This window comes from Streptococcus mitis (assembly GCF_003942865.1).
GTDB lineage: Bacteria > Bacillota > Bacilli > Lactobacillales > Streptococcaceae > Streptococcus > Streptococcus mitis_BI.
Genome location: NZ_RJNZ01000001.1, coordinates 242,856 through 268,029, shown reverse-complemented (window position 1 = coordinate 268,029; position 25,174 = coordinate 242,856). Strand labels below are relative to the sequence as shown.

Annotated in this window: 29 protein-coding genes, 2 pseudogenes and 1 other annotated feature; all 31 genes and pseudogenes read left to right on the top strand. The window is 40.0% G+C overall.

Annotated features, from left to right (window positions below):
- Window positions 1-39: 39 nt before the first annotated feature.
- The 31 genes and pseudogenes from tmk to D8845_RS01175 all read left to right on the top strand — a co-directional run bounded on the left by tmk (window position 40) and on the right by D8845_RS01175 (window position 25,071).
- Entirely contained in the window at window positions 40-678 is a 639-nt protein-coding gene (tmk, locus tag D8845_RS01325; RefSeq protein ID WP_125452206.1) for a dTMP kinase, read from the top strand.
- Window positions 675-1,565 carry a DNA polymerase III subunit delta' gene (locus D8845_RS01320; protein WP_125452205.1) on the top strand — a complete coding sequence of 297 codons (891 nt, stop codon included), beginning with the start codon at window positions 675-677 and terminating at the stop codon, window positions 1,563-1,565. Before tmk ends, D8845_RS01320 begins: the two co-directional genes overlap by 4 nt.
- A gap of 39 nt (window positions 1,566-1,604) precedes the next feature.
- The gene (gene yabA / locus D8845_RS01315) at window positions 1,605-1,922 is read left to right on the top strand and encodes a DNA replication initiation control protein YabA (protein WP_000358228.1); all 318 of its coding nucleotides are present in this window, start codon (window positions 1,605-1,607) and stop codon (window positions 1,920-1,922) included.
- Between the two features lie 2 nt (window positions 1,923-1,924).
- A complete protein-coding gene (gene rsmI / locus D8845_RS01310; RefSeq protein ID WP_125452204.1) occupies window positions 1,925-2,803 on the top strand; it encodes a 16S rRNA (cytidine(1402)-2'-O)-methyltransferase in 879 nt (292 codons plus the stop codon).
- 235 nt (window positions 2,804-3,038) lie between these two features.
- Window positions 3,039-4,373, top strand: coding sequence for a methylenetetrahydrofolate--tRNA-(uracil(54)-C(5))-methyltransferase (FADH(2)-oxidizing) TrmFO (trmFO, locus tag D8845_RS01300; protein ID WP_033686646.1), 1,335 nt, complete (start codon window positions 3,039-3,041; stop codon window positions 4,371-4,373).
- 83 nt (window positions 4,374-4,456) lie between these two features.
- Window positions 4,457-5,194 carry a UMP kinase gene (pyrH, locus tag D8845_RS01295; protein ID WP_000002996.1) on the top strand — a complete coding sequence of 246 codons (738 nt, stop codon included), beginning with the start codon at window positions 4,457-4,459 and terminating at the stop codon, window positions 5,192-5,194.
- 8 nt (window positions 5,195-5,202) lie between these two features.
- Complete coding sequence (frr, locus tag D8845_RS01290; RefSeq protein WP_033686645.1) at window positions 5,203-5,760, top strand: ribosome recycling factor; 558 nt, start codon at window positions 5,203-5,205, stop codon at window positions 5,758-5,760.
- Window positions 5,761-5,819: 59 nt separating this feature from the next.
- Window positions 5,820-6,674 (top strand): RNA-binding virulence regulatory protein CvfB, encoded by an 855-nt coding sequence (gene cvfB, locus D8845_RS01285; RefSeq protein WP_125452202.1) that lies wholly within the window; start codon window positions 5,820-5,822, stop codon window positions 6,672-6,674.
- A gap of 11 nt (window positions 6,675-6,685) precedes the next feature.
- The gene (locus D8845_RS01280) at window positions 6,686-7,243 is read left to right on the top strand and encodes a GrpB family protein (protein ID WP_125452201.1); all 558 of its coding nucleotides are present in this window, start codon (window positions 6,686-6,688) and stop codon (window positions 7,241-7,243) included.
- A 45-nt stretch (window positions 7,244-7,288) separates the two neighbouring features.
- Entirely contained in the window at window positions 7,289-7,504 is a 216-nt protein-coding gene (locus tag D8845_RS01275; RefSeq protein WP_125452200.1) for a YozE family protein, read from the top strand.
- Window positions 7,505-7,588: 84 nt separating this feature from the next.
- Window positions 7,589-8,593, top strand: coding sequence for a PhoH family protein (locus D8845_RS01270; RefSeq protein ID WP_125452199.1), 1,005 nt, complete (start codon window positions 7,589-7,591; stop codon window positions 8,591-8,593).
- 212 nt (window positions 8,594-8,805) lie between these two features.
- Window positions 8,806-9,375, top strand: a complete 570-nt coding sequence (locus D8845_RS01265) for a GNAT family N-acetyltransferase (protein WP_125452198.1) — start codon at window positions 8,806-8,808, stop codon at window positions 9,373-9,375.
- Between the two features lie 66 nt (window positions 9,376-9,441).
- Complete coding sequence (locus D8845_RS01260; protein ID WP_125452197.1) at window positions 9,442-10,092, top strand: helix-hairpin-helix domain-containing protein; 651 nt, start codon at window positions 9,442-9,444, stop codon at window positions 10,090-10,092.
- On the top strand, window positions 10,076-12,316 hold the full coding sequence (locus D8845_RS01255) for a DNA internalization-related competence protein ComEC/Rec2 (protein ID WP_125452196.1): 2,241 nt from the start codon (window positions 10,076-10,078) through the stop codon (window positions 12,314-12,316). Before D8845_RS01260 ends, D8845_RS01255 begins: the two co-directional genes overlap by 17 nt.
- Before the next feature lie 178 nt (window positions 12,317-12,494).
- Window positions 12,495-12,683, top strand: a pseudogene (locus D8845_RS10590) (hypothetical protein).
- Window positions 12,684-12,715: 32 nt separating this feature from the next.
- Window positions 12,716-13,303: an ATP-binding cassette domain-containing protein gene (locus D8845_RS01245; protein WP_125452195.1), complete on the top strand. Its 588-nt coding sequence runs from the start codon at window positions 12,716-12,718 to the stop codon at window positions 13,301-13,303.
- 3 nt (window positions 13,304-13,306) lie between these two features.
- Complete coding sequence (locus tag D8845_RS01240; protein ID WP_125452194.1) at window positions 13,307-14,491, top strand: hypothetical protein; 1,185 nt, start codon at window positions 13,307-13,309, stop codon at window positions 14,489-14,491.
- A gap of 160 nt (window positions 14,492-14,651) precedes the next feature.
- Window positions 14,652-14,783: a sequence feature (ribosomal protein L20 leader region), on the top strand.
- Window positions 14,784-14,798: 15 nt separating this feature from the next.
- Entirely contained in the window at window positions 14,799-15,329 is a 531-nt protein-coding gene (gene infC, locus D8845_RS01235; protein ID WP_000848180.1) for a translation initiation factor IF-3, read from the top strand.
- A 32-nt stretch (window positions 15,330-15,361) separates the two neighbouring features.
- Window positions 15,362-15,562 carry a 50S ribosomal protein L35 gene (gene rpmI / locus D8845_RS01230; RefSeq protein WP_001125943.1) on the top strand — a complete coding sequence of 67 codons (201 nt, stop codon included), beginning with the start codon at window positions 15,362-15,364 and terminating at the stop codon, window positions 15,560-15,562.
- Window positions 15,563-15,613: 51 nt separating this feature from the next.
- A complete protein-coding gene (gene rplT / locus D8845_RS01225) occupies window positions 15,614-15,973 on the top strand; it encodes a 50S ribosomal protein L20 (protein ID WP_000124834.1) in 360 nt (119 codons plus the stop codon).
- 58 nt (window positions 15,974-16,031) lie between these two features.
- The gene (locus tag D8845_RS01220) at window positions 16,032-16,412 is read left to right on the top strand and encodes a VOC family protein (protein WP_125452193.1); all 381 of its coding nucleotides are present in this window, start codon (window positions 16,032-16,034) and stop codon (window positions 16,410-16,412) included.
- Between the two features lie 248 nt (window positions 16,413-16,660).
- Window positions 16,661-17,461, top strand: coding sequence for a dihydroorotate dehydrogenase electron transfer subunit (locus D8845_RS01215; RefSeq protein ID WP_125452192.1), 801 nt, complete (start codon window positions 16,661-16,663; stop codon window positions 17,459-17,461).
- Window positions 17,424-18,410: a dihydroorotate dehydrogenase gene (locus tag D8845_RS01210; protein ID WP_185757329.1), complete on the top strand. Its 987-nt coding sequence runs from the start codon at window positions 17,424-17,426 to the stop codon at window positions 18,408-18,410. Before D8845_RS01215 ends, D8845_RS01210 begins: the two co-directional genes overlap by 38 nt.
- Window positions 18,411-18,537: 127 nt before the next feature.
- Complete coding sequence (locus tag D8845_RS01205) at window positions 18,538-20,439, top strand: glucosaminidase domain-containing protein (RefSeq protein ID WP_125452190.1); 1,902 nt, start codon at window positions 18,538-18,540, stop codon at window positions 20,437-20,439.
- 194 nt (window positions 20,440-20,633) lie between these two features.
- Entirely contained in the window at window positions 20,634-21,674 is a 1,041-nt protein-coding gene (locus D8845_RS01200; RefSeq protein ID WP_125452189.1) for a DNA/RNA non-specific endonuclease, read from the top strand.
- Between the two features lie 126 nt (window positions 21,675-21,800).
- Window positions 21,801-22,616 (top strand): EbhA, encoded by an 816-nt coding sequence (locus D8845_RS01195; RefSeq protein ID WP_125452188.1) that lies wholly within the window; start codon window positions 21,801-21,803, stop codon window positions 22,614-22,616.
- Between the two features lie 114 nt (window positions 22,617-22,730).
- Entirely contained in the window at window positions 22,731-22,967 is a 237-nt protein-coding gene (locus D8845_RS01190; protein ID WP_000141914.1) for a DUF2829 domain-containing protein, read from the top strand.
- On the top strand, window positions 22,960-23,658 hold the full coding sequence (locus D8845_RS01185; RefSeq protein ID WP_125452187.1) for a 3-oxoacyl-ACP reductase: 699 nt from the start codon (window positions 22,960-22,962) through the stop codon (window positions 23,656-23,658). Before D8845_RS01190 ends, D8845_RS01185 begins: the two co-directional genes overlap by 8 nt.
- A 7-nt stretch (window positions 23,659-23,665) precedes the next feature.
- A pseudogene (locus D8845_RS10390) lies at window positions 23,666-23,809 on the top strand (NUDIX hydrolase); the annotation flags it as partial.
- The gene (locus D8845_RS01180; protein WP_125452289.1) at window positions 23,787-24,671 is read left to right on the top strand and encodes a putative PEP-binding protein; all 885 of its coding nucleotides are present in this window, start codon (window positions 23,787-23,789) and stop codon (window positions 24,669-24,671) included. The pseudogene D8845_RS10390 and the gene D8845_RS01180, both read left to right, overlap by 23 nt.
- Entirely contained in the window at window positions 24,631-25,071 is a 441-nt protein-coding gene (locus D8845_RS01175) for an ASCH domain-containing protein (RefSeq protein ID WP_125452186.1), read from the top strand. Before D8845_RS01180 ends, D8845_RS01175 begins: the two co-directional genes overlap by 41 nt.
- Window positions 25,072-25,174 lie beyond the last annotated feature (103 nt).

The following is a 25,174-nucleotide window of genomic DNA, read 5'->3' as shown; positions in this document are numbered from 1 at the left end:
TTGATAGAATAGAAGTAGTAAAAAAGAAATGAGTTAGACATGTCAAAAGGATTTTTAGTCTCTCTTGAGGGACCAGAGGGAGCAGGAAAGACCAGTGTTTTAGAGGCTCTGCTCCCAATTTTAGAGGAAAAAGGAATAGAGGTGCTGACGACCCGTGAACCTGGCGGAGTCTTGATTGGGGAGAAGATTCGTCAAGTGATTTTGGATCCAAGTCATACTCAGATGGATCCTAAAACAGAACTCCTTCTCTATATCGCCAGTCGCAGACAGCACTTGGTGGAAAAAGTTCTTCCAGCCCTTGAAGCTGGCAAGTTGGTCATTATGGACCGCTTCATCGATAGTTCTCTTGCTTATCAAGGATTTGGTCGTGGTTTGAATATTGACTCCATTGATTGGCTCAATCACTTTGCGACAGATGGCCTTAAACCCGATTTGACACTCTATTTTGACATCGAGGTGGAAGAAGGACTGGCTCGCATTGCTGCTAATAGCAATCGTGAGGTCAATCGTTTGGACTTGGAAGGGTTGGACTTGCATAAAAAAGTCCGTCAAGGTTATCTTTCTCTTCTGGACAAAGAAGGAGACCGTATTGTCAAGATTGATGCTAGTCTCCCTTTGGAGCAGGTTGTGGAAACTACCAAGGCTGTCTTGTTTGATAGAATGGGATTAGCTAAATGAAACAAGATCAACTAAAGGCTTGGCAGCCAGACCAGTTTGACCGCTTTGTCCGTATCCTAGAACAGGACCAGCTTAATCATGCCTATCTTTTTTCAGGTTTCTTTGGAAGCTTGGAAATGGCTCAATTTCTAGCTAAGAGCCTCTTTTGTACGGATAAAGTAGGCGTTTTACCATGTGAGAAATGCCGAAACTGCAAGCTGATTGAGCAGGAAGAATTTCCCGATGTTACCTTGATTAAGCCAGTCAATCAGGTCATCAAGACAGAACGCATTCGGGAATTGGTGGGACAATTTTCCCAAGCAGGGATTGAAAGCCAGCAGCAGGTCTTTATTATCGAGCAAGCTGAGAAAATGCATCCTAATGCAGCCAATTCTCTGCTCAAGGTCATCGAAGAACCCCAGAGTGAGGTTTATATTTTCTTCTTGACCAGCGATGAGGAAAAGATCTTACCAACCATCCGCAGTCGGACGCAAATTTTTCACTTTAAAAAACAAGAAGAGAAGCTCATCTTGCTCTTAGAACAAATGGGACTGGTTAAGAAAAAAGCGACTCTCCTAGCTCAGTTTAGTCAATCGCGAGCTGAAGCAGAAAAGTTGTCTAATCAGGCAAGTTTTTGGACTTTGGTCGATGAAAGTGAACGCCTGCTGACTTGGTTAGTAGCTAAGAAAAAAGAAAGTTATCTGCAGGTTGCTAAATTAGCCAACTTGGCAGATGACAAGGAAAAACAAGATCAGGTTTTACGGATTCTTGAAGTTCTCTGTGGACAAGATATCCTACAAGCAAGAGTAAGGGTGATTCTACAAGATTTGCTAGAAACTAGAAAAATGTGGCAAGCTAATGTCAGCTTTCAAAATGCCATGGAATATCTGGTCTTGAAAGAAATATAAACTCAAAAATGAATGATAAAGAAAGGAAAGGGCTGTTTTATGGACAAAAAAGAATTATTTGACGCGCTGGATGATTTTTCCCAACAGTTATTGGTAACCTTAGCCGATGTGGAAGCTATCAAGAAAAATCTCAAGAGCCTAGTAGAGGAAAATACAGCTCTTCGCTTGGAAAATAGTAAGTTGCGGGAACGCTTGGGCGAGGTGGAAGCAGATGCTCCCGTCAAGGCCAAGCATGTTCGAGAAAGTGTCCGTCGCATTTACCGTGATGGATTTCACGTTTGTAATGATTTTTATGGACAACGTCGAGAGCAGGACGAAGAATGTATGTTCTGTGATGAGTTGTTATACAGGGAGTAAGCATGCAGATTCAAAAAAGTTTTAAGGGGCAGTCTCCCTACGGCAAGCTGTATCTAGTGGCAACGCCGATTGGAAATCTAGATGATATGACTTTTCGTGCTATCCAGACCTTGAAAGAAGTAGATTGGATTGCGGCTGAGGACACGCGCAATACAGGGCTTCTGCTCAAGCATTTTGACATTTCTACTAAGCAGATTAGTTTTCATGAGCACAATGCCAAGGAAAAAATTCCTGATTTGATTGGTTTCCTGAAAGCAGGACAAAGCATTGCTCAGGTATCCGACGCGGGTCTGCCTAGCATCTCAGACCCTGGTCATGATTTGGTTAAGGCAGCCATTGAGGAAGAAATTGCGGTTGTGACTGTTCCAGGTGCCTCTGCAGGAATTTCTGCTTTGATTGCCAGTGGTTTAGCGCCACAGCCACATATCTTTTACGGCTTTTTACCGAGAAAATCAGGTCAGCAAAAGCAATTTTTCGACTCGAAAAAAGACTATCCTGAAACACAAATTTTCTATGAATCCCCTCATCGTGTGGCAGATACGTTAGAAAATATGTTAGAAGTCTACGGTGATCGCTCGGTGGTCTTGGTTAGAGAATTGACCAAAATCTATGAAGAATACCAAAGAGGTACCATTTCAGAGTTATTAGAAAACATAGCTGAAACGCCACTTAAGGGAGAATGCCTTCTCATCGTTGAAGGTGCCAGTCAGGATGTGGAGGAAAAAGACGAGGAGGACTTGTTCTTAGAAATCCAAGCCCGCATCCAACATGGTATGAAGAAAAATCAAGCCATTAAGGAAGTAGCAAAGATTTACCAGTGGAATAAAAGTCAGCTCTACGCTGACTACCACGACTGGGAAGAAAATCAAGAAAATGACTAAACAGGGAAGTTTGCCTTCTTCCCTTTTTTTGTTATACTAGTAGAAGAAAAAATTAGAAAGATTTGTGGGAGTGAAAAAGTCTGGGGGACTTTTTCAGCCTGAGCCAAGAAACTTGAAAGCGAAGTAAGTCCTGTGGACTTTTTCAGCCTGAGCCAAGAAATTCGAAAACTCTTAAGTTTGATTGGCTTTTTCAATGTGAACCTTGTCTTCACACTCCCAAAGAGGTATTAGTGTCGTGTCTCAATCTTATATCAATGTTATCGGTGCTGGTTTGGCAGGTTCTGAAGCTGCCTACCAAATTGCAGAGCGTGGTATTCCAGTTAAACTTTATGAAATGCGTGGTGTCAAGTCAACACCCCAGCACAAAACAGCCAATTTTGCAGAGTTGGTTTGTTCCAATTCTCTTCGTGGGGATGCTTTGACAAATGCTGTCGGGCTTCTCAAGGAAGAAATGCGTCGCTTGGGTTCTGTTATTTTGGAATCTGCTGAGGCTACACGTGTTCCCGCTGGAGGAGCACTTGCGGTGGACCGTGATGGTTTCTCCCAAATGGTGACCGAAAAAGTGGCCAACCACCCCTTGATTGAAGTGGTTCGTGATGAAATTACAGAATTGCCGACAGATGTTATTACAGTTGTGGCGACTGGTCCCTTGACTAGTGATGCCCTGGCTGAAAAGATTCATGCCCTTAATGATGGCGATGGCTTCTATTTCTACGATGCGGCAGCGCCGATTATCGATGTCAACACTATCGATATGAGCAAGGTTTATCTCAAATCTCGTTATGATAAGGGAGAAGCCGCTTATCTCAACGCGCCCATGACCAAGCAAGAGTTTATGGATTTCCATGAAGCCTTGGTCAATGCGGAAGAAGCTCCGCTTAATTCTTTCGAAAAAGAAAAGTACTTTGAAGGCTGTATGCCTATCGAAGTCATGGCCAAACGAGGTATTAAAACTATGCTTTATGGTCCTATGAAACCAGTGGGGCTTGAGTATCCGGACGACTACACAGGACCTCGTGATGGAGAATTCAAAACCCCTTATGCGGTTGTGCAACTTCGTCAGGATAATGCGGCTGGTAGCCTCTACAATATTGTTGGTTTCCAGACCCACCTCAAATGGGGAGAACAAAAGCGTGTTTTCCAAATGATTCCAGGACTTGAAAATGCTGAGTTTGTTCGTTATGGTGTTATGCACCGCAATTCTTACATGGATTCACCACATCTTCTTGAACAGACTTACCGTTCTAAGAAACAACCAAATCTCTTCTTTGCTGGTCAGATGACGGGTGTGGAAGGCTATGTTGAATCAGCAGCATCAGGCTTGGTTGCGGGTATTAACGCGGCTCGTCTCTTCAAGGGTGAAAGTGAAGCAATCTTCCCAGAGACCACAGCGATTGGAAGTCTAGCTCATTACATCACCCATGCAGACAGCAAACATTTCCAACCAATGAATGTCAATTTTGGAATTATCAAAGAGTTGGAAGGCGAGCGTATCCGTGATAAGAAGGCTCGTTATGAAAAAATTGCAGAGCGTGCCCTTGCCGATTTAGAGGAATTTTTAACAGTCTAATTTTTTTCAAAGAATTGCTCATGATACTATAAAAATCTTAGAAATTGTGATAAAATAGGTAGGATAAAAAAAGGAGAGTGAAAATGGCGAATCCCAAGTATAAACGTATTTTAATCAAGTTATCAGGTGAAGCCCTTGCCGGTGAACGTGGCGTAGGGATTGATATCCAAACAGTTCAAACAATCGCAAAAGAGATTCAAGAAGTTCATAGCTTAGGTATCGAAATTGCCCTTGTTATTGGTGGAGGAAATCTCTGGCGTGGAGAACCTGCAGCAGAAGCAGGTATGGACCGCGTTCAGGCAGATTACACAGGAATGCTTGGGACTGTTATGAATGCTCTTGTGATGGCAGATTCATTGCAACAAGTTGGAGTTGATACACGTGTGCAAACAGCTATTGCTATGCAACAAGTGGCAGAGCCTTATGTCCGTGGACGTGCCCTTCGTCACCTTGAAAAAGGACGTATCGTTATCTTTGGTGCCGGAATTGGTTCACCTTACTTCTCAACAGATACAACAGCGGCCCTTCGTGCAGCTGAAATCGAAGCGGATGCTATCCTTATGGCTAAAAATGGCGTAGATGGTGTTTACAATGCCGATCCTAAGAAGGACAAGACAGCTGTTAAATTTGAAGAATTGACCCACCGTGACGTTATCAATAAAGGTCTCCGTATCATGGACTCAACAGCTTCAACCCTCTCAATGGATAACGACATTGACTTGGTTGTCTTCAACATGAACCAACCAGGCAACATCAAACGTGTCGTATTTGGGGAAAATATCGGAACAACAGTTTCAAATAATATCGAAGAAAAGGAATAAGAAAGATTATGGCTAACGCAATTATTGAAAAAGCTAAAGAGAGAATGACCCAGTCTCACCAATCACTTGCTCGTGAATTTGGTGGCATCCGTGCCGGTCGTGCCAATGCAAGCTTGCTTGACCGTGTACATGTAGAATACTATGGAGTAGAAACACCTCTTAACCAAATCGCTTCAATTACCATTCCAGAAGCGCGTGTTTTGTTGGTAACACCATTTGACAAGTCTTCATTGAAAGACATCGAACGTGCCTTGAACGCTTCTGATCTTGGTATTACACCAGCTAATGACGGTTCTGTGATTCGCTTGGTTATCCCTGCTCTTACAGAAGAAACTCGTCGCGACCTTGCTAAAGAAGTGAAGAAGGTCGGTGAGAATGCTAAAGTGGCTGTCCGCAATATCCGTCGCGACGCTATGGATGAAGCTAAGAAACAAGAGAAAGCAAAAGAAATTACTGAAGACGAATTGAAGACTCTTGAAAAAGACATTCAAAAAGTAACAGACGATGCTGTCAAACACATCGATGAAATGACTGCCAATAAAGAAAAAGAACTTTTGGAAGTCTAAAAATAAACAGAAAAACTCAGTTGGCATTGCTGGCTGAGTTTTATTCGAAAGAAGGAAATATGAATACAAATCTTGCAAGTTTTATCGTTGGACTCATCATCGATGAAAATGACCGTTTTTACTTTGTGCAAAAGGATGGCCAAACCTATGCGCTTGCCAAGGAAGAAGGTCAGCATACAGTAGGGGATACGGTTAAAGGTTTTGCTTATACAGATATGAAGCAAAAGCTCCGCTTGACCACTTTAGAAGTCACTGCCACTCAGGAACAATTTGGTTGGGGAACTGTAACGGAAGTTCGTAAGGACTTGGGTGTTTTTGTGGATACAGAACTTCCTGACAAGGAAATCGTTGTGTCACTCGATATTCTTCCTGAGCTCAAGGAACTCTGGCCTAAGAAAGGCGACCAACTCTATATCCGTCTTGAAGTGGACAAGAAAGACCGTATCTGGGGACTTTTGGCCTATCAAGAAGACTTCCAACGTCTGGCTCGTCCTGCTTACAACAACATGCAGAATCAAAACTGGCCAGCCATTGTATACCGCCTCAAGCTGTCAGGAACTTTTGTTTACCTACCAGAAAATAATATGCTTGGTTTTATTCACCCAAGTGAGCGTTATGCAGAACCACGTTTGGGGCAAGTATTAGATGCGCGCGTTATTGGTTTCCGTGAAGTGGACCGTACCTTGAACCTCTCCCTCAAACCACGTTCTTTTGAAATGTTGGAAAATGATGCCCAGATGATTTTGACTTACTTGGAAAGCAATGGCGGTTTCATGACCTTAAATGATAAGTCATCTCCAGACGACATCAAGGCAACCTTTGGTATTTCTAAAGGTCAGTTCAAGAAGGCTTTAGGTGGTCTTATGAAGGCTGGCAAAATCAAGCAAGATCAGTTTGGGACAGAGTTGATTTAGGCCTTATAGACATGAAAAAGAAACTTGAAGAAATGAGTTTAGAGGAACTCTGGCAACTTTTTCCTATTTTTCTAGTAGAGCACAAGTCAGAGTGGAAAGACTGGTATGAATCGGAAAAAACAAGTCTGAAAAAAATATTGGGTGCAAATGTTATTAAAAGAATAGAACATATCGGTAGCACTGCTATCCCTAATATTTGGGCCAAAAATATCGTTGATATTCTGCTAGAAGTAGGTAGAATAGAGGATTTAGCAAGAGTTAGGGATTTATTGGTGAAGAATGGTTGGCTAGTGATGTCAGAGAGTCCTAACAGGATTTCGCTAAATAAAGGATATACAGAGCAGGGATTTGCTGAGAAAGTTTTTCATTTACATGTGCGAATGACGGGAGATCATGACGAGATTTATTTTAGAGATTATCTCTGCCAGCATCCAGATATTGCCCAAGCGTATCAGGAATTAAAACTCAGTTTGTGGAAACAATTTGAACACAATCGAGACGCCTATACTGATGCGAAAACGGATTTTATAAACCACTATGTGTCAGAGGCTAAGTCCAGTAATTTTTAAAAATCAGAAAAGTTTCATCAAAAAAAGTCTTGATAGGAGAAAGAATTGAGAAAATCATTTTACACTTGGCTCATGACCGAGCGCAATCCTAAAAGTAACAGTCCCAAGGCTATCTTGGCAGACCTCGCTTTTGAAGAATCAGCCTTTCCAAAACACACCGATGATTTTGATGAGGTGAGTCGCTTTTTGGAAGAACATGCCGGTTTCTCTTTTAACCTAGGAGACTTTGACGCTATCTGGCAAGAATACATAGAACACTAGCATGATTCATTGGGTTTGGGCTAGTAATTTCTCCACCCCTTTGCTATAATAAAAAGAAATAAACGGATTAGAGAGGTTCTTTATTTGAAGGAACATTCAATTGACATTCAACTGAGTCATCCAGATGACTTGTTTCATCTTTTTGGTTCCAATGAACGCCATCTTCGTTTGATGGAAGAAGAGCTTGATGTGGTGATTCATGCTCGTACGGAGATTGTGCAGGTTTTGGGAGAAGAGACTGCCTGTGAGGAAGCCCGTCAAGTTATTCAGGCTTTGATGGTCTTGGTAAATCGTGGGATGACCGTTGGTACGCCAGATGTGGTGACTGCAATTAGTATGGTCAAAAACGATGAAATTGACAAGTTTGTCGCCCTTTACGAAGAAGAAATTATCAAGGACAATACAGGGAAGCCTATCCGTGTCAAAACACTGGGTCAAAAGCTTTATGTGGATAGTGTCAAACAGCATGATGTGACCTTTGGAATCGGACCTGCAGGGACAGGGAAGACCTTCCTTGCAGTGACCTTGGCAGTGACTGCCCTTAAACGTGGGCAAGTCAAGCGAATTATCCTAACTCGTCCAGCGGTGGAAGCAGGAGAGAGTCTTGGATTTCTTCCGGGTGATCTTAAGGAGAAGGTAGATCCTTACCTTCGACCCGTTTATGATGCCTTGTATCAGATTCTCGGCAAAGACCAAACGACTCGTCTCATGGAGCGTGAAATTATCGAGATTGCGCCCCTTGCCTATATGCGTGGACGGACCTTGGATGATGCCTTTGTCATTCTCGATGAGGCGCAAAATACGACCATCATGCAGATGAAGATGTTCTTGACGCGTTTAGGTTTTAATTCTAAGATGATTGTCAATGGAGATGTCAGTCAGATTGACCTGCCACGTAATGTCAAGTCCGGTTTGATTGATGCTCAAGAAAAGCTCAAGAACATTCACCAGATTGACTTTGTTCATTTTTCAGCTAAGGATGTGGTTCGCCATCCTGTTGTTGCTCAGATTATCAGAGCTTATGAACCAGCACCGGTTAAAAAAGAAGAGAGTGAAGAATTAGATCCTCAACCTCTATCTGAAGGATAGTTCTTTTGTACTTAAAGTTATCTCAATGCTAAATTTATAGTAGATTGAAGCTAGAATAGTACGTTGCGACTGCTAAAACATTTCTAGAAATTAATTTGACTTTCCTGATTGATTTGTTTATATCTTATTTCAATCTACTATAAGTTTGCTTTTTATATGTTTCATTCAATATCCTTGTATGAGATTAGAAAGGTTTCAAGTGGTGGAATCCTATGGAATCAATCTTTGTAAAACTTGCCCAGTATCCGTCTATAGAAACGGAGCGTTTATTGCTTAGACCTGTAACATTGGATGATGCGGAAGCAATGTTTGGCTATGCCTCGGACAAGGATAATACACGTTACACTTTTCTAACCAATCAAAATGTAGAAGAAACCAAAAATAATATTGCGCAGTTCTACTTGGCCAATCCCTTGGGACGGTGGGGAATAGAACTAAAAAGCAATGGCAAATTTATCGGAACCATTGACTTGCACAAGATTGATTCTGTTCTTAAGAAGGCAGCTATTAGCTACATTATCAATAAAAAGTATTGGAATCAAGGATTAACGACAGAAGCCAATCGTGCCGTGATTGAGCTGGCTTTTGATAAGATAGGAATGAATAAGTTAGTTGCTTTATACGATAAGGCTAATCCCGCGTCAGGAAAGGTCATGGAGAAATCAGGAATGCGTTTTTCCCACGAAGAAGCTTATGCTTGTATGGACCAGCATGAAGAAGGCCGAATCGTGACAAGAGTTCATTATGTCTTGACCAAGGAAGACTATTTTGCAAATAAATAAGCAGTTGAGAAGAAATTTTCAACTGTTTTTTCTTTCTCTTACGAATAATCTAAGAGAGGAGAAAATATGGAAGCAATTATCGAGAAAATCAAAGAGTATAAAATCATTGTCATCTGTACTGGTCTGGGCTTGCTTGTAGGAGGATTTTTCCTACTAAAACCAGCTCCAGAAACACCTGTCAAGGAAACGAATTTGCAGGCAGAAGTTGCAGCTGTTTCCAAGGATTCATCGACCGAAAAGGATGTGAAGAAGGAAGAAAAGGAAGAACCTGTTGAACAAGATCTAATCACAGTAGATGTCAAAGGTGCTGTCAAATCGCCAGGGATTTATGATTTGCCTGTAGGTAGTCGAGTCAATGATGCTGTTCAGAAGGCTGGCGGCTTGACAGAGCAAGCAGACAGCAAGTCGCTCAATCTAGCTCAGAAAGTTAGTGATGAGGCTCTGGTTTACGTTCCCACTAAGGGAGAAGAGGCAGCTAGTCAACAGACTGGTTCTGGAGTGGCTTCTTCAACAAGCAAAGAAAAGAAGGTCAATCTCAACAAGGCCAGTCTGGAAGAGATTAAACAGGTCAAAGGACTGGGTGGCAAACGAGCCCAGGACATTATCGACCATCGTGAAACAAATGGCAAGTTCAAGTCAGTAGACGAACTCAAGAAAGTCTCTGGCATTGGTGCCAAGACCATAGAAAAGCTAAAAGACTATGTTACAGTGGATTAAGAACATCTCCATTCCCCTAATTTACCTGAGTTTTCTATTGCTCTGGCTTTACTACGCCATTTTTTCTGCATCCTATCTTGCTTTATTGGGCTTTGTTTTTCTGCTAGTCTGCCTCTTTATTCAATTTCCTTGGCAATCAGCAGGCAAAGTTCTAGTGATTTGTGGAGTCTTTGGCTTCTGGTTTCTGTTCCAAAATTGGCAACAGAGTCAAGCGAGTCAAAATTTGGCTGATTCTGTTGAAAGGGTACGGATTTTGCCCGACACTATTAAGGTAAATGGTGATAGTTTATCCTTTCGTGGCAAGGCTAATGGACGCATTTTTCAAGTCTATTATAAACTCCAGTCCGAGGAGGAGAAAGAAGCCTTTCAAGCTTTAACCGACCTTCATGATTTGGAACTTGAAGGAAAACTATCAGAGCCAGAAGGGCAGAGAAATTTTGGTGGCTTTGACTATCAAGCCTATATGAAGAGTCAGGGAATTTACCAGACTCTCAATATCAAAAAAATCCAGTCGATTCAAAAGGTTAGCAGTTGGGATATAGGTGAAAACTTGTCTAGTTTACGTCGAAAGGCTGTGGTTTGGATTAAGACACATTTTCCAGACCCTATGCGCAATTACATGACAGGGCTTTTGCTAGGACATCTGGACACAGATTTTGAGGAGATGAGTGAGCTTTATTCTAGTTTAGGAATTATCCACCTCTTTGCCTTGTCGGGTATGCAGGTAGGCTTTTTCATGGATGGATTTAAGAAACTTTTCTTGCGATTGGGCTTGACCCAAGAAAAGTTGAAATGGCTGACTTATCCCTTTTCCCTTATCTATGCAGGCCTGACTGGATTTTCAGCCTCGGTCATTCGCAGTCTTTTGCAAAAGTTACTGGCTCAACATGGTGTTAAGGGCTTGGACAATTTTGCCTTGACTGTGCTTGTACTCTTTATTATCATGCCCAACTTTTTCTTGACAGCAGGAGGAGTCTTGTCCTGTGCTTATGCTTTTATCTTGACCATGACCAGCAAAGAAGGAGAGGGACTCAAGACAGTTGTCAGAGAAAGTCTAGTCATTTCCTTGGGAATATTACCTATTTTATCCTTCTATTTTGCGGAATTTCAACCTTGGTCCATCCTTTTGACCTTTGTCTTTTCCTTTCTATTTGATATGGTCTTCTTACCGCTCTTGTCTATCTTATTTTCCCTTTCCTTTCTCTATCCAGTCATTCAGCTGAATTTTATTTTTGAATGGTTGGAGGGGATGATTCGCTTGGTATCACAGGTGGCAAGTAGACCTCTGGTCTTTGGACAACCCAATGCATGGCTGTTGATACTACTATTAATTTCTTTGGCTTTAGTCTATGATTTGAGGAAAAACATTAAAAGGCTAGCAGTATTAAGCTTATTGATTACGGGTCTCTTTTTCCTGACCAAGTATCCACTGGAAAATGAAATTACCATGCTGGATGTGGGGCAAGGGGAAAGTATTTTCCTAAGGGATGTAACTGGTAAAACCATTCTCATAGATGTAGGCGGTAAGGCAGAGTCTAGTAAGAAAATAGAAAAATGGCAAGAAAAGGCGACAACTAGCAATGCCCAGCGAACCTTGATTCCCTATCTCAAAAGTCGAGGAGTAGCCAAGATTGACCAGCTGATTTTGACCAATACGGACAAGGAACATGTTGGAGATTTGCTGGAAGTGGCCAAGGCTTTCCATGTAGGGGAGATTTTAGTATCAAAAGGCAGTCCGAAACAGAAGGAATTTGTGGTAGAACTGCAGGCGACTCAAACTAAGGTGCGCAGTGTGACAGCAGGAGAGAACTTGCCAATTTTTGGAAGTCAGTTAGAAGTCCTAGCTCCAAGGAAAATAGGAGATGGAGGTTATGATGATTCCCTGGTTCTGTATGGAAAACTTTTGGATAAGTACTTTCTCTTCACAGGAAATTTGGAGGAGAAAGGGGAGAAGGAATTGCTGAAGCAGTATCCTGACCAAGAAGTGGATATTTTGAAAGCTGGCCAACATGGCTCTAAAAAATCATCAAGTTCAGACTTTCTAGAAAAACTCAAACCAGAGTTTACTCTCATTTCAGTTGGAAAGAACAATCGAACGAAATTACCCCATCAGGAAACCTTGACACGACTGGAGGGTATCAATAGCAAAGTTTACCGAACTGACCAGCAAGGAGCTATACGCTTTAAGGGGTGGAATAGTTGGAAAATCGAAAGCGTTCGATAGGAAGGACAAATATTATATATTAGTAAAATAAACTAAAAATCTGTTGCATAATAATGATAAAAACGATATAATGAAAGCGTCTTCGATATTAATGATATAAAACCATTAAAAATTAGTAAAAACCATTTAATTAGTTAGTTTATGATCTATTGGTCTTTTTCAGTCCAGTATATCTGCTGTGAGCGTTCTTAAAACTTATAGGTATGATTGGAATATCTACTATAAGTCTAGTATGAATTACCACAGATATAGCTATATTAACGTTCTGTTATGATCTCGTTATTATAGCTATTTTGAGTATAAAGTTGATAGTGGCTGGAATTACGATCGTTATGAGGTACTAAACTACTCCAGTGGAGGCTATTAATCCCTAAAGAGTGATAAAAAGGAGGGCTAGGTATGTTGCAACTTACTCATGTGACCTTAAAAACGCGACAAGTCATCTTACAAGATGTTGATTTTACATTTGAAAAGGGTAGGATTTATGGTATTCTTGCTATCAATGGCTCTGGAAAGACGACACTGTTCCGCGCCATTAGCAATTTAATTCCTATAACTAGTGGAAATATCGTAGCCCCTCCTTCTTTGTTTTATTATGAGAGTATTGAATGGCTGGATGAAAATTTAAGTGGGATGGACTATCTTCGCCTCATAAAAAACATCTGGAAGTCAGACCTAAACTTGAGGGATGAAATTGATTACTGGGAAATGTCGGACTATGTCAGACTTCCCATTCGTAAGTATTCCTTAGGCATGAAGCAACGCTTAGTGATTGCCATGTATTTCCTCAGTCAGGCGAAATGCTGGCTTATGGATGAGATTACAAATGGCTTAGATGAGTATTATCGACAGAAGTTTTTTGATAGGCTGGCACAAATCGATAGACAAGAACAGCTGGTTCTTTTAAGTTCCCACTATAAGGAAGAGTTGCTTGATGTCTGCGATAGAGTAGTAACCATTCATCAGGGGCAAATAGAAGAGGTTTAGTTTATGAAAGATGTTAGTCTATTTTTATTGAAGAAAGTTTTCAAAAGTCGCTTAAACTGGATTATCTTAGTTTTATTTGTTTCAACTCTTGGTATTACCTTTTATTTCAATAGTCGGACTGCAAACTATGTCAGCTTGGAGAACAGGTTGGAAACTCGTACTGCAGCCAACGAGAGAGCTATCAATGAAAATGAAGAGAAGCTCTCCCAAATGTCTGACACCAGCACGGAGGAATACCAGTTTGCTAAAGAAAATTTAGACTTGCAAAAAAATCTTTTGACGCAAAAGAAAGAAATTCTGACTTTATTAAAAGAAGGACGCTGGGAAGAAGCCTACTATTTGCAGTGGCAAGCTGAGGAAAAGAGTTATGAAACTGTATCAAATGACCCAACTTCTAGCTCGGACTTAAAAATAGCGGTTGACCGCGAACGAAAGACTTACCAAGCCCTGTATCCCTTGAACATAAAAGCCCACGATTTAGATTATCCGACCCACGGGATTGATCAGATTGTCTGGATTTTAGAGGCTATCATCCCAACCTTGTTTGTGATTGCGATTATTTTTATGCTGACACAACTTTTTGCAGAAAGATATCAAAATCATCTGGACACAGCTCAGTTATATCCTTTTTCAAAAGTGGCATTTGCAATGTCTTCTCTTGGAGTTGGAGTGGGCTATGTAACTGTGCTGTTTATCGGAATCTGTGGATTTTCTTTTCTAGTGGGAAGTCTGATAAGTGGTTTTGGACAGTTAGATTATCCCTACCCGATTTATAGCTTAGTGAATCAAGAGGTAACTATTGGAAAGATACAAGATATGTTATTTCCTGGCTTGTTACTAGCTTTCTTAGCTTTTATCATCATTGTGGAAGTAGTGTACTTGATTGCTTACTTTTTCAAGCAAAAAATGCCTGTCCTCTTTCTTTCACTCATTGGGATTGTTGGCTTATTGTTTGGCATCCAAACAATCCAGCCTCTTCAAAAGATTGCACATCTGATTCCCTTTACTTACTTGCGTTCAGTGGAGATTTTATCTGGAAGATTACCTAAGCGGATTGATAATGTCAATCTAAATTGGGACATGGGGCTAGTTTTACTTCCTTGCCTGATTATCCTTTTGTTAGTGGGGATTCTATTTATAGAAAGATGGGGAAGTTCACAGAAAAAAGAATTTTTTAATAGATCCTAGCTTTCCTATAGGGAAAATAAGGAAAAACTAACATAGAGAGGGAATCAACTTGATTCTCTCTTTTTGATTCGAAAACCAAGCCAAAATACAAACACAAACTTTTCAAAAAAATAACTTTTTATCTTGACAAGAGCTAGAAAACTTGGTATCATATAAAAGTTGAGAAAAGCAGAAGTGAGAGCTTCTCGCCTTGTGACATCAAGTTGCCTGGCCCTACGGATGAAAAGTTTCTAAGAAACGCTATCATAACGTGCGGGCTTGTATATTTACGAGTCCGCTATTGTTTTTCTCTAATAAAACAAAAGAGGTGAAAACCATAGCAAAGCAAGACTTATTCATCAATGATGAGATTCGTGTACGTGAAGTTCGCTTGATTGGTCTTGAAGGAGAACAGCTAGGCATCAAGCCACTCAGTGAAGCGCAAGCTTTGGCTGATAACGCTAATGTTGACCTAGTATTGATTCAACCCCAAGCCAAACCGCCTGTTGCAAAAATTATGGACTACGGTAAGTTCAAATTTGAGTACCAGAAGAAGCAAAAAGAACAACGTAAAAAACAAAGTGTTGTTACTGTGAAAGAAGTTCGTCTAAGTCCAACTATTGACAAGGGTGACTTTGATACAAAACTTCGCAATGCACGCAAATTCCTTGAAAAAGGAAATAAAGTTAAGGTATCTATTCGCTTTAAGGGTCGTATGATTACCCATAAAGAGATTGGTGCAAAAGTTTTAGCCGAGTTTGCTGAAGCAACTCAAGATATTGCCATCATCGAACAACGTGCTAAAATGGATGGACGTCAAATGTTCATGCAATTGGCGCCAGCGACTGACAAAAAATAATTGTCAGAAAGTTAAATAAAGGAGAAAAAATCATGCCAAAACAAAAAACACACCGCGCATCAGCTAAACGTTTCAAACGTACAGGTTCTGGTGGACTTAAACGTTTCCGTGCTTACACTTCTCACCGTTTCCACGGAAAAACTAAGAAACAACGTCGTCATCTTCGTAAAGCATCTATGGTGCATTCAGGAGACTACAAACGTATCAAAGCAATGCTTACTCGCTTGAAATAATAGCCTAACAGTAAGTAAACAATTCTAGGAAATATTTGGAGGAAATAAAACATGGCACGTGTTAAAGGTGGCGTTGTATCACGCAAACGTCGTAAACGTATTCTTAAATTAGCAAAAGGTTACTATGGAGCTAAACACATCTTGTTCCGTACTGCAAAAGAACAAGTAATGAACTCTTACTACTATGCATACCGTGACCGTCGTCAGAAAAAACGTGACTTCCGCAAATTGTGGATCACTCGTATCAACGCGGCAGCTCGTATGAACGGACTTTCATACTCACAATTGATGCATGGTTTGAAATTGGCTGAGATCGAAGTTAACCGTAAAATGCTTGCTGACTTAGCTGTTAACGATGCAGCAGCTTTCACAGCTCTTGCAGATGCAGCTAAAGCAAAACTTGGTAAATAATAACTGATAAGACTGGAACAGGATTGTCCCAGTCTTTTTAATAATAAAGGAGAAAAATATGGCTTCAAAAATGCTACATACTTGCTTGCGAGTAGAAAATCTTGAAAAATCAATTGCATTTTATCAAGATGCTTTTGGATTTAAAGAATTGCGTCGCAGAGATTTTCCAGACCATGCTTTCACGATTGTCTATCTAGGACTTGAGGGTGACGACTATGAGTTGGAGTTGACTTATAACTACGATCACGGTCCTTATGTGGTTGGAGATGGCTTTGCCCATATCGCCTTAAGTACACCTGATCTTGAAGCTCTTCATCAAGAGCAAAGTGCCAAAGGCTATGAAGTGACTGAACCAAATGGTCTACCAGGAACTGCACCTAACTATTACTTTGTCAAAGACCCTGATGGCTACAAGGTCGAAGTCATTCGTGAAAAATAATCTCGTGAAGTCAAGTAGAATGTTCGTTTTCTACTTGACTTTTTTTGGTTGAAAGAGTATACTAGTAAAAATTTAACCTTTAAGGGGAGTCCAGAGAGACTCACAAGGTGTCAGATAAAAGAATAGTACAATTTTCTAGAGGAGACTTTTTGAGTGTGCTCTCTTCTGTTGTACGATTTTAACTGAGGCCTTGCACTAGCAAGGTCTTTTCTTTGTCTGGTCCCCTTAAAATTTAAGGAGGAAAAGTTATGAATCCCACATGTAAGAAACGTTTGGGTGCAATTCGTTTGGAAACCATGAAGGTGGTTGCACAGGAGGAAATCGCGCCAGCAATCTTTGAATTAGTCCTAGAGGGGGAAATGGTTGAAGCCATGCGAGCAGGCCAATTTCTTCATCTGCGTGTGCCTGATGACGCCCATCTTTTGCGTCGCCCTATTTCAATTTCGTCTATCGATAAGTTTAAGAAGCAGTGTCATCTCATTTATCGGATTGAGGGAGCTGGGACAGCTATTTTCTCAACCTTAAGTCAGGGAGATACTCTTGATGTGATGGGGCCTCAGGGGAATGGTTTTGACTTGTCTGACCTTGATGAGCAGAGCCAGGTTCTCCTTGTTGGTGGGGGGATTGGTGTTCCGCCCTTGCTTGAGGTGGCCAAGGAATTGCATGCGCGTGGTGTGAAAGTAGTGACAGTCCTCGGTTTTGCTAATAAGGATGCTGTTATTTTAGAGACGGAATTAGCTCAATATGGTCAAGTCTTTGTAACGACAGATGATGGTTCTTATGGTATCAAGGGAAATGTTTCCGTTGTTATCAAGGATTTAGACAATCAATTTGATGCTGTTTACTCATGTGGGGCGCCTGGAATGATGAAGTATATCAATCAAACCTTTTATGACCACCCAAGGGCCTATCTGTCTCTGGAATCTCGTATGGCTTGTGGGATGGGAGCTTGCTATGCCTGTGTCCTAAAAGTACCAGAAAGCGAGACGGTCAGCCAACGCGTCTGTGAAGATGGCCCTGTTTTCCGCACAGGAACAGTTGTATTATAAGGAGAAAATTATGACTAGAAATCGTTTACAAGTTTCTCTACCAGGCTTGGATTTGAAAAATCCGATTATTCCAGCATCAGGCTGTTTTGGTTTTGGACAAGAGTATGCCAAGTACTATGATTTAGACCTTTTAGGTTCTATTATGATCAAGGCGACAACCCTTGAACCACGTTTTGGCAATCCAACTCCAAGAGTGGCAGAAACACCCGCTGGTATGCTCAATGCAATCGGTTTGCAAAATCCTGGTTTGGAGGTTGTTTTGGCTGAAAAGCTACCTTGGCTGGAAAGAGAATATCCAAATCTTCCTATTATTGCCAATGTGGCTGGTTTTTCAAAACAAGAGTATGCAGCTGTTTCTCATGGTATTTCCAAGGCAACCAATGTAAAGGCTATTGAGCTCAATATTTCTTGCCCCAATGTAGACCACTGTAATCATGGACTCTTGATTGGTCAAGATCCAGATTTGGCTTATGATGTGGTGAAAGCAGCTGTGGAAGCGTCTGATGTACCAGTTTATGTCAAACTAACCCCTAGTGTGACGGATATCGTTACTGTCGCAAAAGCTGCAGAAGATGCGGGGGCAAGTGGATTAACCATGATCAATACTCTAGTTGGAATGCGCTTTGACCTCAAAATCAGAAAACCAATCTTGGCCAATGGAACAGGTGGAATGTCTGGTCCAGCAGTATTTCCAGTAGCCCTCAAACTCATCCGCCAAGTCGCCCAAACAACAGACCTGCCTATCATTGGAATGGGAGGAGTGGATTCGGCTGAAGCTGCCTTAGAAATGTATCTGGCTGGAGCATCTGCTATTGGAGTTGGAACAGCCAACTTTACCAATCCATATGCCTGTCCTGATATCATTGAAAATTTACCAAAAGTCATGGACAAATACGGCATCAGCAGTCTAGAAAATCTACGCAAGGAAGTAAAAGCCAGCCTTAGATAAGCTAGACCATCCTTATTGTCAATAAGAAATAGAATTTTCATCATTTTGTAATATTTTCTTCTTTTAACTATGTTAGAATAAAGTTAATTACGAATGATGTAGACGAATATCTACTTAGGGGAGTAAAATGAAGAGAACACTACTTGTAAGCACGGCAGTGCTTGCATTGGCAATTGTGCCCACAACATCAGTTTTTGCTGAAGATAGTAAAACAACAGACCAAAGTCAAACGACGAATAAGAGTCAATCTGTGGACAAAAATCAGTCTAAAGATAAAAATCAGACTCCAGCGTCAGAAGAGAAAAAAGTTGTTGAAAATACAAAGAATGAAACTGAAGAGACGGAAAAAAAGAAAGAACCAGTTGTTGTAAAAGAAAATAATTCTAAAAAAGAGGCTATTCCAAATAAAGAAAAAGTTGAAGAAGCTCATAAGAATGGTTGGCAGAAAGGGCATGGGAAATGGCTTTTTTATGAGAATAATCAACCAATCAAAAATTGGAAAAAAATTGCGGGTGTCTGGTATTTCTTTGATCAATATGGAATCATGGCCAGCAATACTATTGTTAATGACTATATTTTTCGTACTAGTGGAGCAATGGTAGAAAATTCCTGGGTAAAAATTGCGGATAAATGGTACTATGCTACAGATTCAGGAAAGATTGTTCGTAATAGATGGGAAAAAATTGGCAATGTTTGGTATTACTTCAACCAAGATGGAGTCATGGCTAGCAATGCTATAGTGAACGATTATCTTCTTAATAGTAGTGGGGCGATGGTTCAAAATGCTTGGGTAAAGATTACTGATAAATGGTTTTATGCTACAGATTCAGGAAAGATCCTTCGTAATAAATGGGAAAAGATTAAGGGCACATGGTACTATTTTAATAATGATGGTGTGATGGCCAGTAATCAGTGGAAAAATGCTTACTATCTAAAAAATAGTGGAGCAATGGCTGAAAAAGAATGGATTTTTGATAAATCTTATAATAGCTGGTTTTACCTAAAATCAGGTGGTGCTCATGCTTCACGTGAATGGATTGGTGCTTATTACCTAAAATCAGGTGGTTATATGGCAAAGAATGAATGGATTTTTGATTCTAACTACAATGCATGGTACTACCTAAAAGAAGATGGAAGCTATGTTACTGGTGGTTTTAACATCAAAAATAAAGAGTACTTCTTCCAAGATAACGGAAAGTGGATTCAAATCCCAAAATATTTTAAGGTTAAACCAATCACAGCCTATATTTATAGCGAATCAGGAGATATTTTGAGCTATGTCAATCAGGGAAGTATTGTGACCTATGATAGCTCTAAAACCAAGGGTAGTCGCCTAGCTGTTTCAATATCAGGTTTATCCGGTTATATGAATCAAAGCGATTTGACTTTAGTTGAGGAAGGAAGTGAGTTTATTCCTCACTATACTACTGACGGAAGATTCCTATATCATGAACTTTCTCCATACACTAGTATTCGGGTAGCTCCACATACTTCAGCCATGAAAATTGGTAAGAAGTATTATTCAAAGGATGGAGAACATTTCGATGGGTTTACTATCAAAAATCGTTTCCTTTTCAAGAATTTAACTGAACCAACCAACTATAGTGCGGATGAATTAAATAGAGTTTATTCGATGATGAATATCCGAAACAGCCGTCTTGCTGGTAAAGGAGCAATTTTTAAAGAAGCTGAAAAACGTTATGGTGTCAATGCTCTCTATTTAATGGCTCACAGTGCGCTAGAAAGTGCTTGGGGACGTAGCCAAATTGCTAATGATAAAAATAACTTCTTCGGAATTGCTGCCTACGATACCAGCCCCTATGATTCAGCTAAGAAATTTGATGATGTAGATAAAGGAATTCTTGGTGCGGCCAAGTGGATTCGTGAGAACTATATTGACCGTGGAAGAGATCACCTTGGAAATAAAGCGACAGGAATGAATGTTCGCTACGCATCAGATCCGTACTGGGGTGAAAAAATAGCTAGTATCATGATGAATATCAATAGTCGACTTGGTGGAAAAGATTAAAAGATAAGCAACGATAACTGCTGAAAAGTGGTTGTCGTTTTTTTATTTTTCCGTGGGTTTAAGAAGATAAAATGGAGTGAAGTATAGTCAAAAAGCCGTTGCAAAGCGGTTTTTAACAATAATAACATATAATACAATTGATTATTTTGATATATTATAGTAAAATGTAATAAAAATGCTAAAGGATGTTAAATATGAAGAAGTTGGTTTATGCAAGTCTAGCCTTTTTATCAGTCTTTACCTTGGCGGCTTGTTCTGGTCATAAGGAAGAAGCAAAAGTTCCAGAAGTAAAAGTGGAACAAAAACAAGCCAAGTTTGATGAAAAGTTGTTTAAAGAAGCGGGTCTACTGCCTTTTAAAAGTGAAAAACAGCTTGAACTTGGCGAACTAGATTCTAAAAATCGCGCGACGGGTGCTCACATTCAGCTAAAAGATAGCGATGAGCCAACTGAAAAAAGAGAGCCTAAGATTAGTTATAATCCAGTTGGGTGGCATAACTATATATTTTACTATGGAGATGGCTCCAAAAAGGCTTGGTTAATGAATAGAGGCCATTTGATTGGATATCAGTTTAGTGGATTGAACGATGAAAAGAAAAACTTGGTCCCTATGACTAACTGGCTTAATGCTGGAACATATTATGGTACAGATGATACTAATCAAGAAAGCATACTTTATTATGAAAATAGATTGGATTCATGGCTTGCTAATCATCCTAACTACTATCTTGATTACAAGGTGACGCCAATTTATCAGAAAGATGAGCTGATTCCAAGAAAAATTGAGTTGCAATATGTAGGCATTGATGAAAATGGTAAACTCTTGGAGATTAAATTGGGGAGTAGCAGGGAAAAGGATGATAAGTACTCTGTGACGCATGTTATTTTGGACAATGTTTCGGCCAATGCAGAAATTAACTATTTGGACGGTACTGCCAAAAATACAGTCGAAAATGAAGAAGAAAAATCTAAGAAAGAAGCCGAAGAAAAAGCTAAGAAGGAAGCTGAGGAACAGGCTAAGAAAGAGGCGGAGGAAAAAGCAGAAGCCGAGAAGAAAGCGAAAGAAGAGGAAGAGAAGGCTCGTCAAGCAGAACAAGAAAAGGAAGAAAGTCAGGAATCAAATACGCAAGCAGCAAATTCAGGCGGTTATTTTAGGGACTCAAGAGGCAGATGGCACAGACCAAATGGTAAATTTGCCTCTAAGAAAGAAATTATAGCAGCTGGATTAACCTGGTAATTATGTAAATGATGGAAGAATAGAATAAATCATTGTCAAAAAGCCGTAGTAAAGCGGTTTTTTGTTGCGTGTTTTGGGGTAATATAGTAGAATTATGAAGATATTAAATATTTTTTGGAGATTAAAATGAAGAAAAAAATAATTATATTGTCAATGTGTCTTATTGTAGGAATTTCTGGTTTGGGATATTATTTTTTATCTTATGCCCCCTACAGGGTTGCTGTAACTAAGTTTGAAGATACAGTTAGAGATTTAAAAGACAAAAATAAAGAGGTTGAAGGCCAAATAGCTGAGGCTGAGAAGGTAATTGAAATTGGCGAAGAGCCATTGGATTCAAAAAAATTAGAAGAATTAAAAAAAGCAATTGAAGATAGTCAGAATTCGCTTCGAAAAGTACCAGAAATGGAGAAATCAACTGCTAAGATTGAGGAGCAAATAGAAGAATTAAGCAAGCCAGTGGACTATAGTGAAACAATAAAGAATTTATCTGACAAACAGACTCTTTATCAAAATAGTATTCTTCAACTAAAACAAATTACAAATCCATCTAATACTTTTGTTGAAGAAAGACTCAAAGAAATTTCTTCAATTACAGGAGTACAGTCTGTTACTGAAAATAACGATCCAAATAATAAATTGAATAAACAAGGTGGGTATACAGCGTCTGTATATTTTGTTGACACTCAAGTTACACATTCAGTAGAGGGCTCTGATATTGTTCAGAAAGGAAATGATGCTGGTGGAAATGTAGAGGTGTATAAGACAAAAGAAGAAGCTGAGAAACGCAACACATATATTAGCGCATTTGATGGTACTGCTTTAAATCCTGGTTCACACTATGTTTATGGAACAGTTTTAATTCGTACATCACACTATTTAACTGGAACACAGCAGAAAGAGTTAACTGAAAAAATTTATAATAAACTGATTGAACTTAAATAATTTAAAAATTGGATAGCTATTAGTTTATTTAACTAATACACAGTCAAAAGGTCGTTGTAAAGCGGTTTTTTGTTATAATGAAGTGAAGATTTATCGATATAAAAGGAGAAAACCATGACATTTGAAGAAATTCTACCTGGGTTAAAGGCTAAGAAAAAATACGTACGTACTGGTTGGGGAGGTGCTGAAAACTATGTCCAACTTTTTGACACCATTGAACAAAACGGGGTTGCACTTGAAGTGACACCTTATTTCCTAATCAACGTGTCTGGAGAAGGAGAAGGTTTTTCCATGTGGAGTCCGACACCTTGTGATGTTCTGGCGACAGATTGGGTAGAAGTGAATGACTAAACGTGTATTGATTACAGGAGTGAGTTCAGGGATTGGTCTGGCTCAAGCTCGCCTCTTTTTAGAGAATGGCTATCAAGTTTATGGAGTTGACCAAGGTGAAAATCCACTCTTAGAGGGTGATTTCCACTTTTTACAGAGAGATTTAACCTTGGACTTAGAGCCTATTTTTGACTGGTGTCCTCAGGTGGATGTTTTGTGCAATACTGCTGGAGTTTTGGATGATTATAAACCACTCTTAGAACAAACAGCGCAGGAAATTCAAGAGATTTTTGAAATCAACTACGTTACTCCAGTAGAGTTGACTCGGTATTATTTGACTAAAATGTTAGAGAATAAAAAAGGGATTATTATCAATATGTGCTCTATCGCTTCTAGCCTAGCAGGTGGAGGTGGTCACGCCTATACCTCATCTAAGCATGCCTTAGCTGGCTTTACTAAGCAGTTGGCCCTGGACTATGCAGAAGCTGGGATTCAGGTCTTTGGTATTGCTCCAGGAGCAGTCAAGACAGCTATGACCGCTGCGGACTTTGAGCCAGGTGGATTGGCTGACTGGGTTGCTAGTGAAACACCAATCAAGCGTTGGATTGAACCAGAGGAAATAGCAGAGATTAGCCTTTTCTTAGCAAGTGGGAAAGCGAGTGCCATGCAAGGACAAATATTGACAATAGATGGTGGCTGGTCTTTGAAGTAGGAGGAGTTGGCTGGATATTCAAGTGATCACAGAAGAAAATGCATCGCCATTAGTCTTGAAGGTTAAGTCTGAATTATTAGGATTTCCAGAACTGGACAAGACTTCTTACATGAATTGGAAGGTGAATGATGAGGAAGCAACTTGCTCTTAGTGGCGAAAAACTTGATGAAAAAGTTTCCCCACAACTATTTCATCATGTTGGCATGATTCGTGGGGAATACTTGTTGAGAGAGCTTAATCAAAACATCATATTAGCAAGTTGTCAGCAATTTGTAAAAGATTATCTAGAGACTATCTGCTCCCTGTACTCAGATCAAGAAGTTTGGTATCGTTTTTCTGAATTAACGAATACAGAAGCTAATTGTCTAAAGGGGACTAAAGAGTATTTTGATGAAAATCATCCCTTATTTGGATATAGAGGAACTAGGCGTTTGCTGGCGTGTCCGGATGAATTTCAGGCTGAAGCACATGTAGTTACAGAAGTTTATCAAAACAATCCCAATCTATCTGTTATCTTTCCTTTTGTCAATGATGCTGAGCAGTTAAAGCAAGCTATTACAGTATTACGTCAGCATGGTTTTACTGGGAAAGTTGGCACGATGATTGAATTACCGTCAGCGTATTTTGACTTAGACAGCATACTGGAAACGGGTATTTCAAATATTGTAGTTGGAATGAATGATTTGACTTCTTTTGTTTTTGCGACTGTGAGAAACAGTCAATGGCATGATATGGAAAGTCCAATTATGTTAGATATGTTAATACAGATGCAGGATAAAGCAAGGATTAAAAATATTGACTTTGCTGTAGCAGGATATCTGAATGCTTCTTTCATACAAAAAATGAATCAGATGGGTATCGAATGCATTCTCCATTACAGCTCTATTCCGGAGATTTTTGATTTAGAAATTGACCATCCAGACCATCTTAAACATATAAAAGAAGAAAGTAAAAAATTACAAAGGAGCACCCATGACACCGCAAGAAATGTGGAATGCCTACAAGAAAATTAACCCCTCTATAGGAGATGAAATCGATGCTTGGGCTTTTGGAGTGGAACCAGACCTTTTAGCAGATTTGGTTTTAAAAAGAGAAAAGACAGCAACCGCCTCGGCATACGACCTCTACGCGCTAGAAGACGAACCCCTTCCGCAAGAAGGAACATTTGATGTTATTTTAGACAGTCAAAATCAGTCTGTCTGCATTGTCGAAATTACAAGGGTTTCCGTTCAGCCCTTCAATCAAGTTTCTGCTCAACATGCCTTTAAGGAAGGGGAAGGTGACAAATCCTTAGCCTATTGGCGTCAGGTTCATGAGGATTGTTTCGCCGAGTGGCTGAGAGAAGCAGGACTGACTTTTACACCTGAAAGCAAGGTTGTTTTAGAAGAATTTCGCAAGGTCTACCCACTGTAGACTATTAGAAGGAAGAAAGTTTTGGAAATCGCCGTCCAATCCTTTTTTCTTAAGCAAAACATGATATAATAAGTTTGTTTGAAGAAGAGCTCTAGCTCTTAAA

Bases quoted from the DNA above. Each gene is read 5' to 3' on its own strand.
- D8845_RS01260 (WP_125452197.1), top strand. From the start codon at position 9,442: ATGGAAGCAATTATCGAGAAAATCAAAGAGTATAAAATCATTGTCATC.
- D8845_RS01320 (WP_125452205.1), top strand. From the start codon at position 675: ATGAAACAAGATCAACTAAAGGCTTGGCAGCCAGACCAGTTTGACCGC.
- D8845_RS01205 (WP_125452190.1), top strand. From the start codon at position 18,538: ATGAAGAGAACACTACTTGTAAGCACGGCAGTGCTTGCATTGGCAATT.
- yabA (WP_000358228.1), top strand. From the start codon at position 1,605: ATGGACAAAAAAGAATTATTTGACGCGCTGGATGATTTTTCCCAACAG.
- rpmI (WP_001125943.1), top strand. From the start codon at position 15,362: ATGCCAAAACAAAAAACACACCGCGCATCAGCTAAACGTTTCAAACGT.
- rplT (WP_000124834.1), top strand. From the start codon at position 15,614: ATGGCACGTGTTAAAGGTGGCGTTGTATCACGCAAACGTCGTAAACGT.
- D8845_RS01215 (WP_125452192.1), top strand. From the start codon at position 16,661: ATGAATCCCACATGTAAGAAACGTTTGGGTGCAATTCGTTTGGAAACC.
- D8845_RS01175 (WP_125452186.1), top strand. From the start codon at position 24,631: ATGACACCGCAAGAAATGTGGAATGCCTACAAGAAAATTAACCCCTCT.
- D8845_RS01185 (WP_125452187.1), top strand. From the start codon at position 22,960: ATGACTAAACGTGTATTGATTACAGGAGTGAGTTCAGGGATTGGTCTG.
- D8845_RS01265 (WP_125452198.1), top strand. From the start codon at position 8,806: ATGGAATCAATCTTTGTAAAACTTGCCCAGTATCCGTCTATAGAAACG.
- frr (WP_033686645.1), top strand. From the start codon at position 5,203: ATGGCTAACGCAATTATTGAAAAAGCTAAAGAGAGAATGACCCAGTCT.
- D8845_RS01255 (WP_125452196.1), top strand. From the start codon at position 10,076: ATGTTACAGTGGATTAAGAACATCTCCATTCCCCTAATTTACCTGAGT.
- D8845_RS01190 (WP_000141914.1), top strand. From the start codon at position 22,731: ATGACATTTGAAGAAATTCTACCTGGGTTAAAGGCTAAGAAAAAATAC.
- D8845_RS01220 (WP_125452193.1), top strand. From the start codon at position 16,032: ATGGCTTCAAAAATGCTACATACTTGCTTGCGAGTAGAAAATCTTGAA.
- D8845_RS01210 (WP_185757329.1), top strand. From the start codon at position 17,424: ATGGCCCTGTTTTCCGCACAGGAACAGTTGTATTATAAGGAGAAAATT.
- cvfB (WP_125452202.1), top strand. From the start codon at position 5,820: ATGAATACAAATCTTGCAAGTTTTATCGTTGGACTCATCATCGATGAA.
- tmk (WP_125452206.1), top strand. From the start codon at position 40: ATGTCAAAAGGATTTTTAGTCTCTCTTGAGGGACCAGAGGGAGCAGGA.
- D8845_RS01180 (WP_125452289.1), top strand. From the start codon at position 23,787: ATGAGGAAGCAACTTGCTCTTAGTGGCGAAAAACTTGATGAAAAAGTT.
- D8845_RS01195 (WP_125452188.1), top strand. From the start codon at position 21,801: ATGAAGAAAAAAATAATTATATTGTCAATGTGTCTTATTGTAGGAATT.
- D8845_RS01280 (WP_125452201.1), top strand. From the start codon at position 6,686: ATGAAAAAGAAACTTGAAGAAATGAGTTTAGAGGAACTCTGGCAACTT.
- D8845_RS01200 (WP_125452189.1), top strand. From the start codon at position 20,634: ATGAAGAAGTTGGTTTATGCAAGTCTAGCCTTTTTATCAGTCTTTACC.
- D8845_RS01240 (WP_125452194.1), top strand. From the start codon at position 13,307: ATGAAAGATGTTAGTCTATTTTTATTGAAGAAAGTTTTCAAAAGTCGC.
- pyrH (WP_000002996.1), top strand. From the start codon at position 4,457: ATGGCGAATCCCAAGTATAAACGTATTTTAATCAAGTTATCAGGTGAA.
- D8845_RS01245 (WP_125452195.1), top strand. From the start codon at position 12,716: ATGTTGCAACTTACTCATGTGACCTTAAAAACGCGACAAGTCATCTTA.
- rsmI (WP_125452204.1), top strand. From the start codon at position 1,925: ATGCAGATTCAAAAAAGTTTTAAGGGGCAGTCTCCCTACGGCAAGCTG.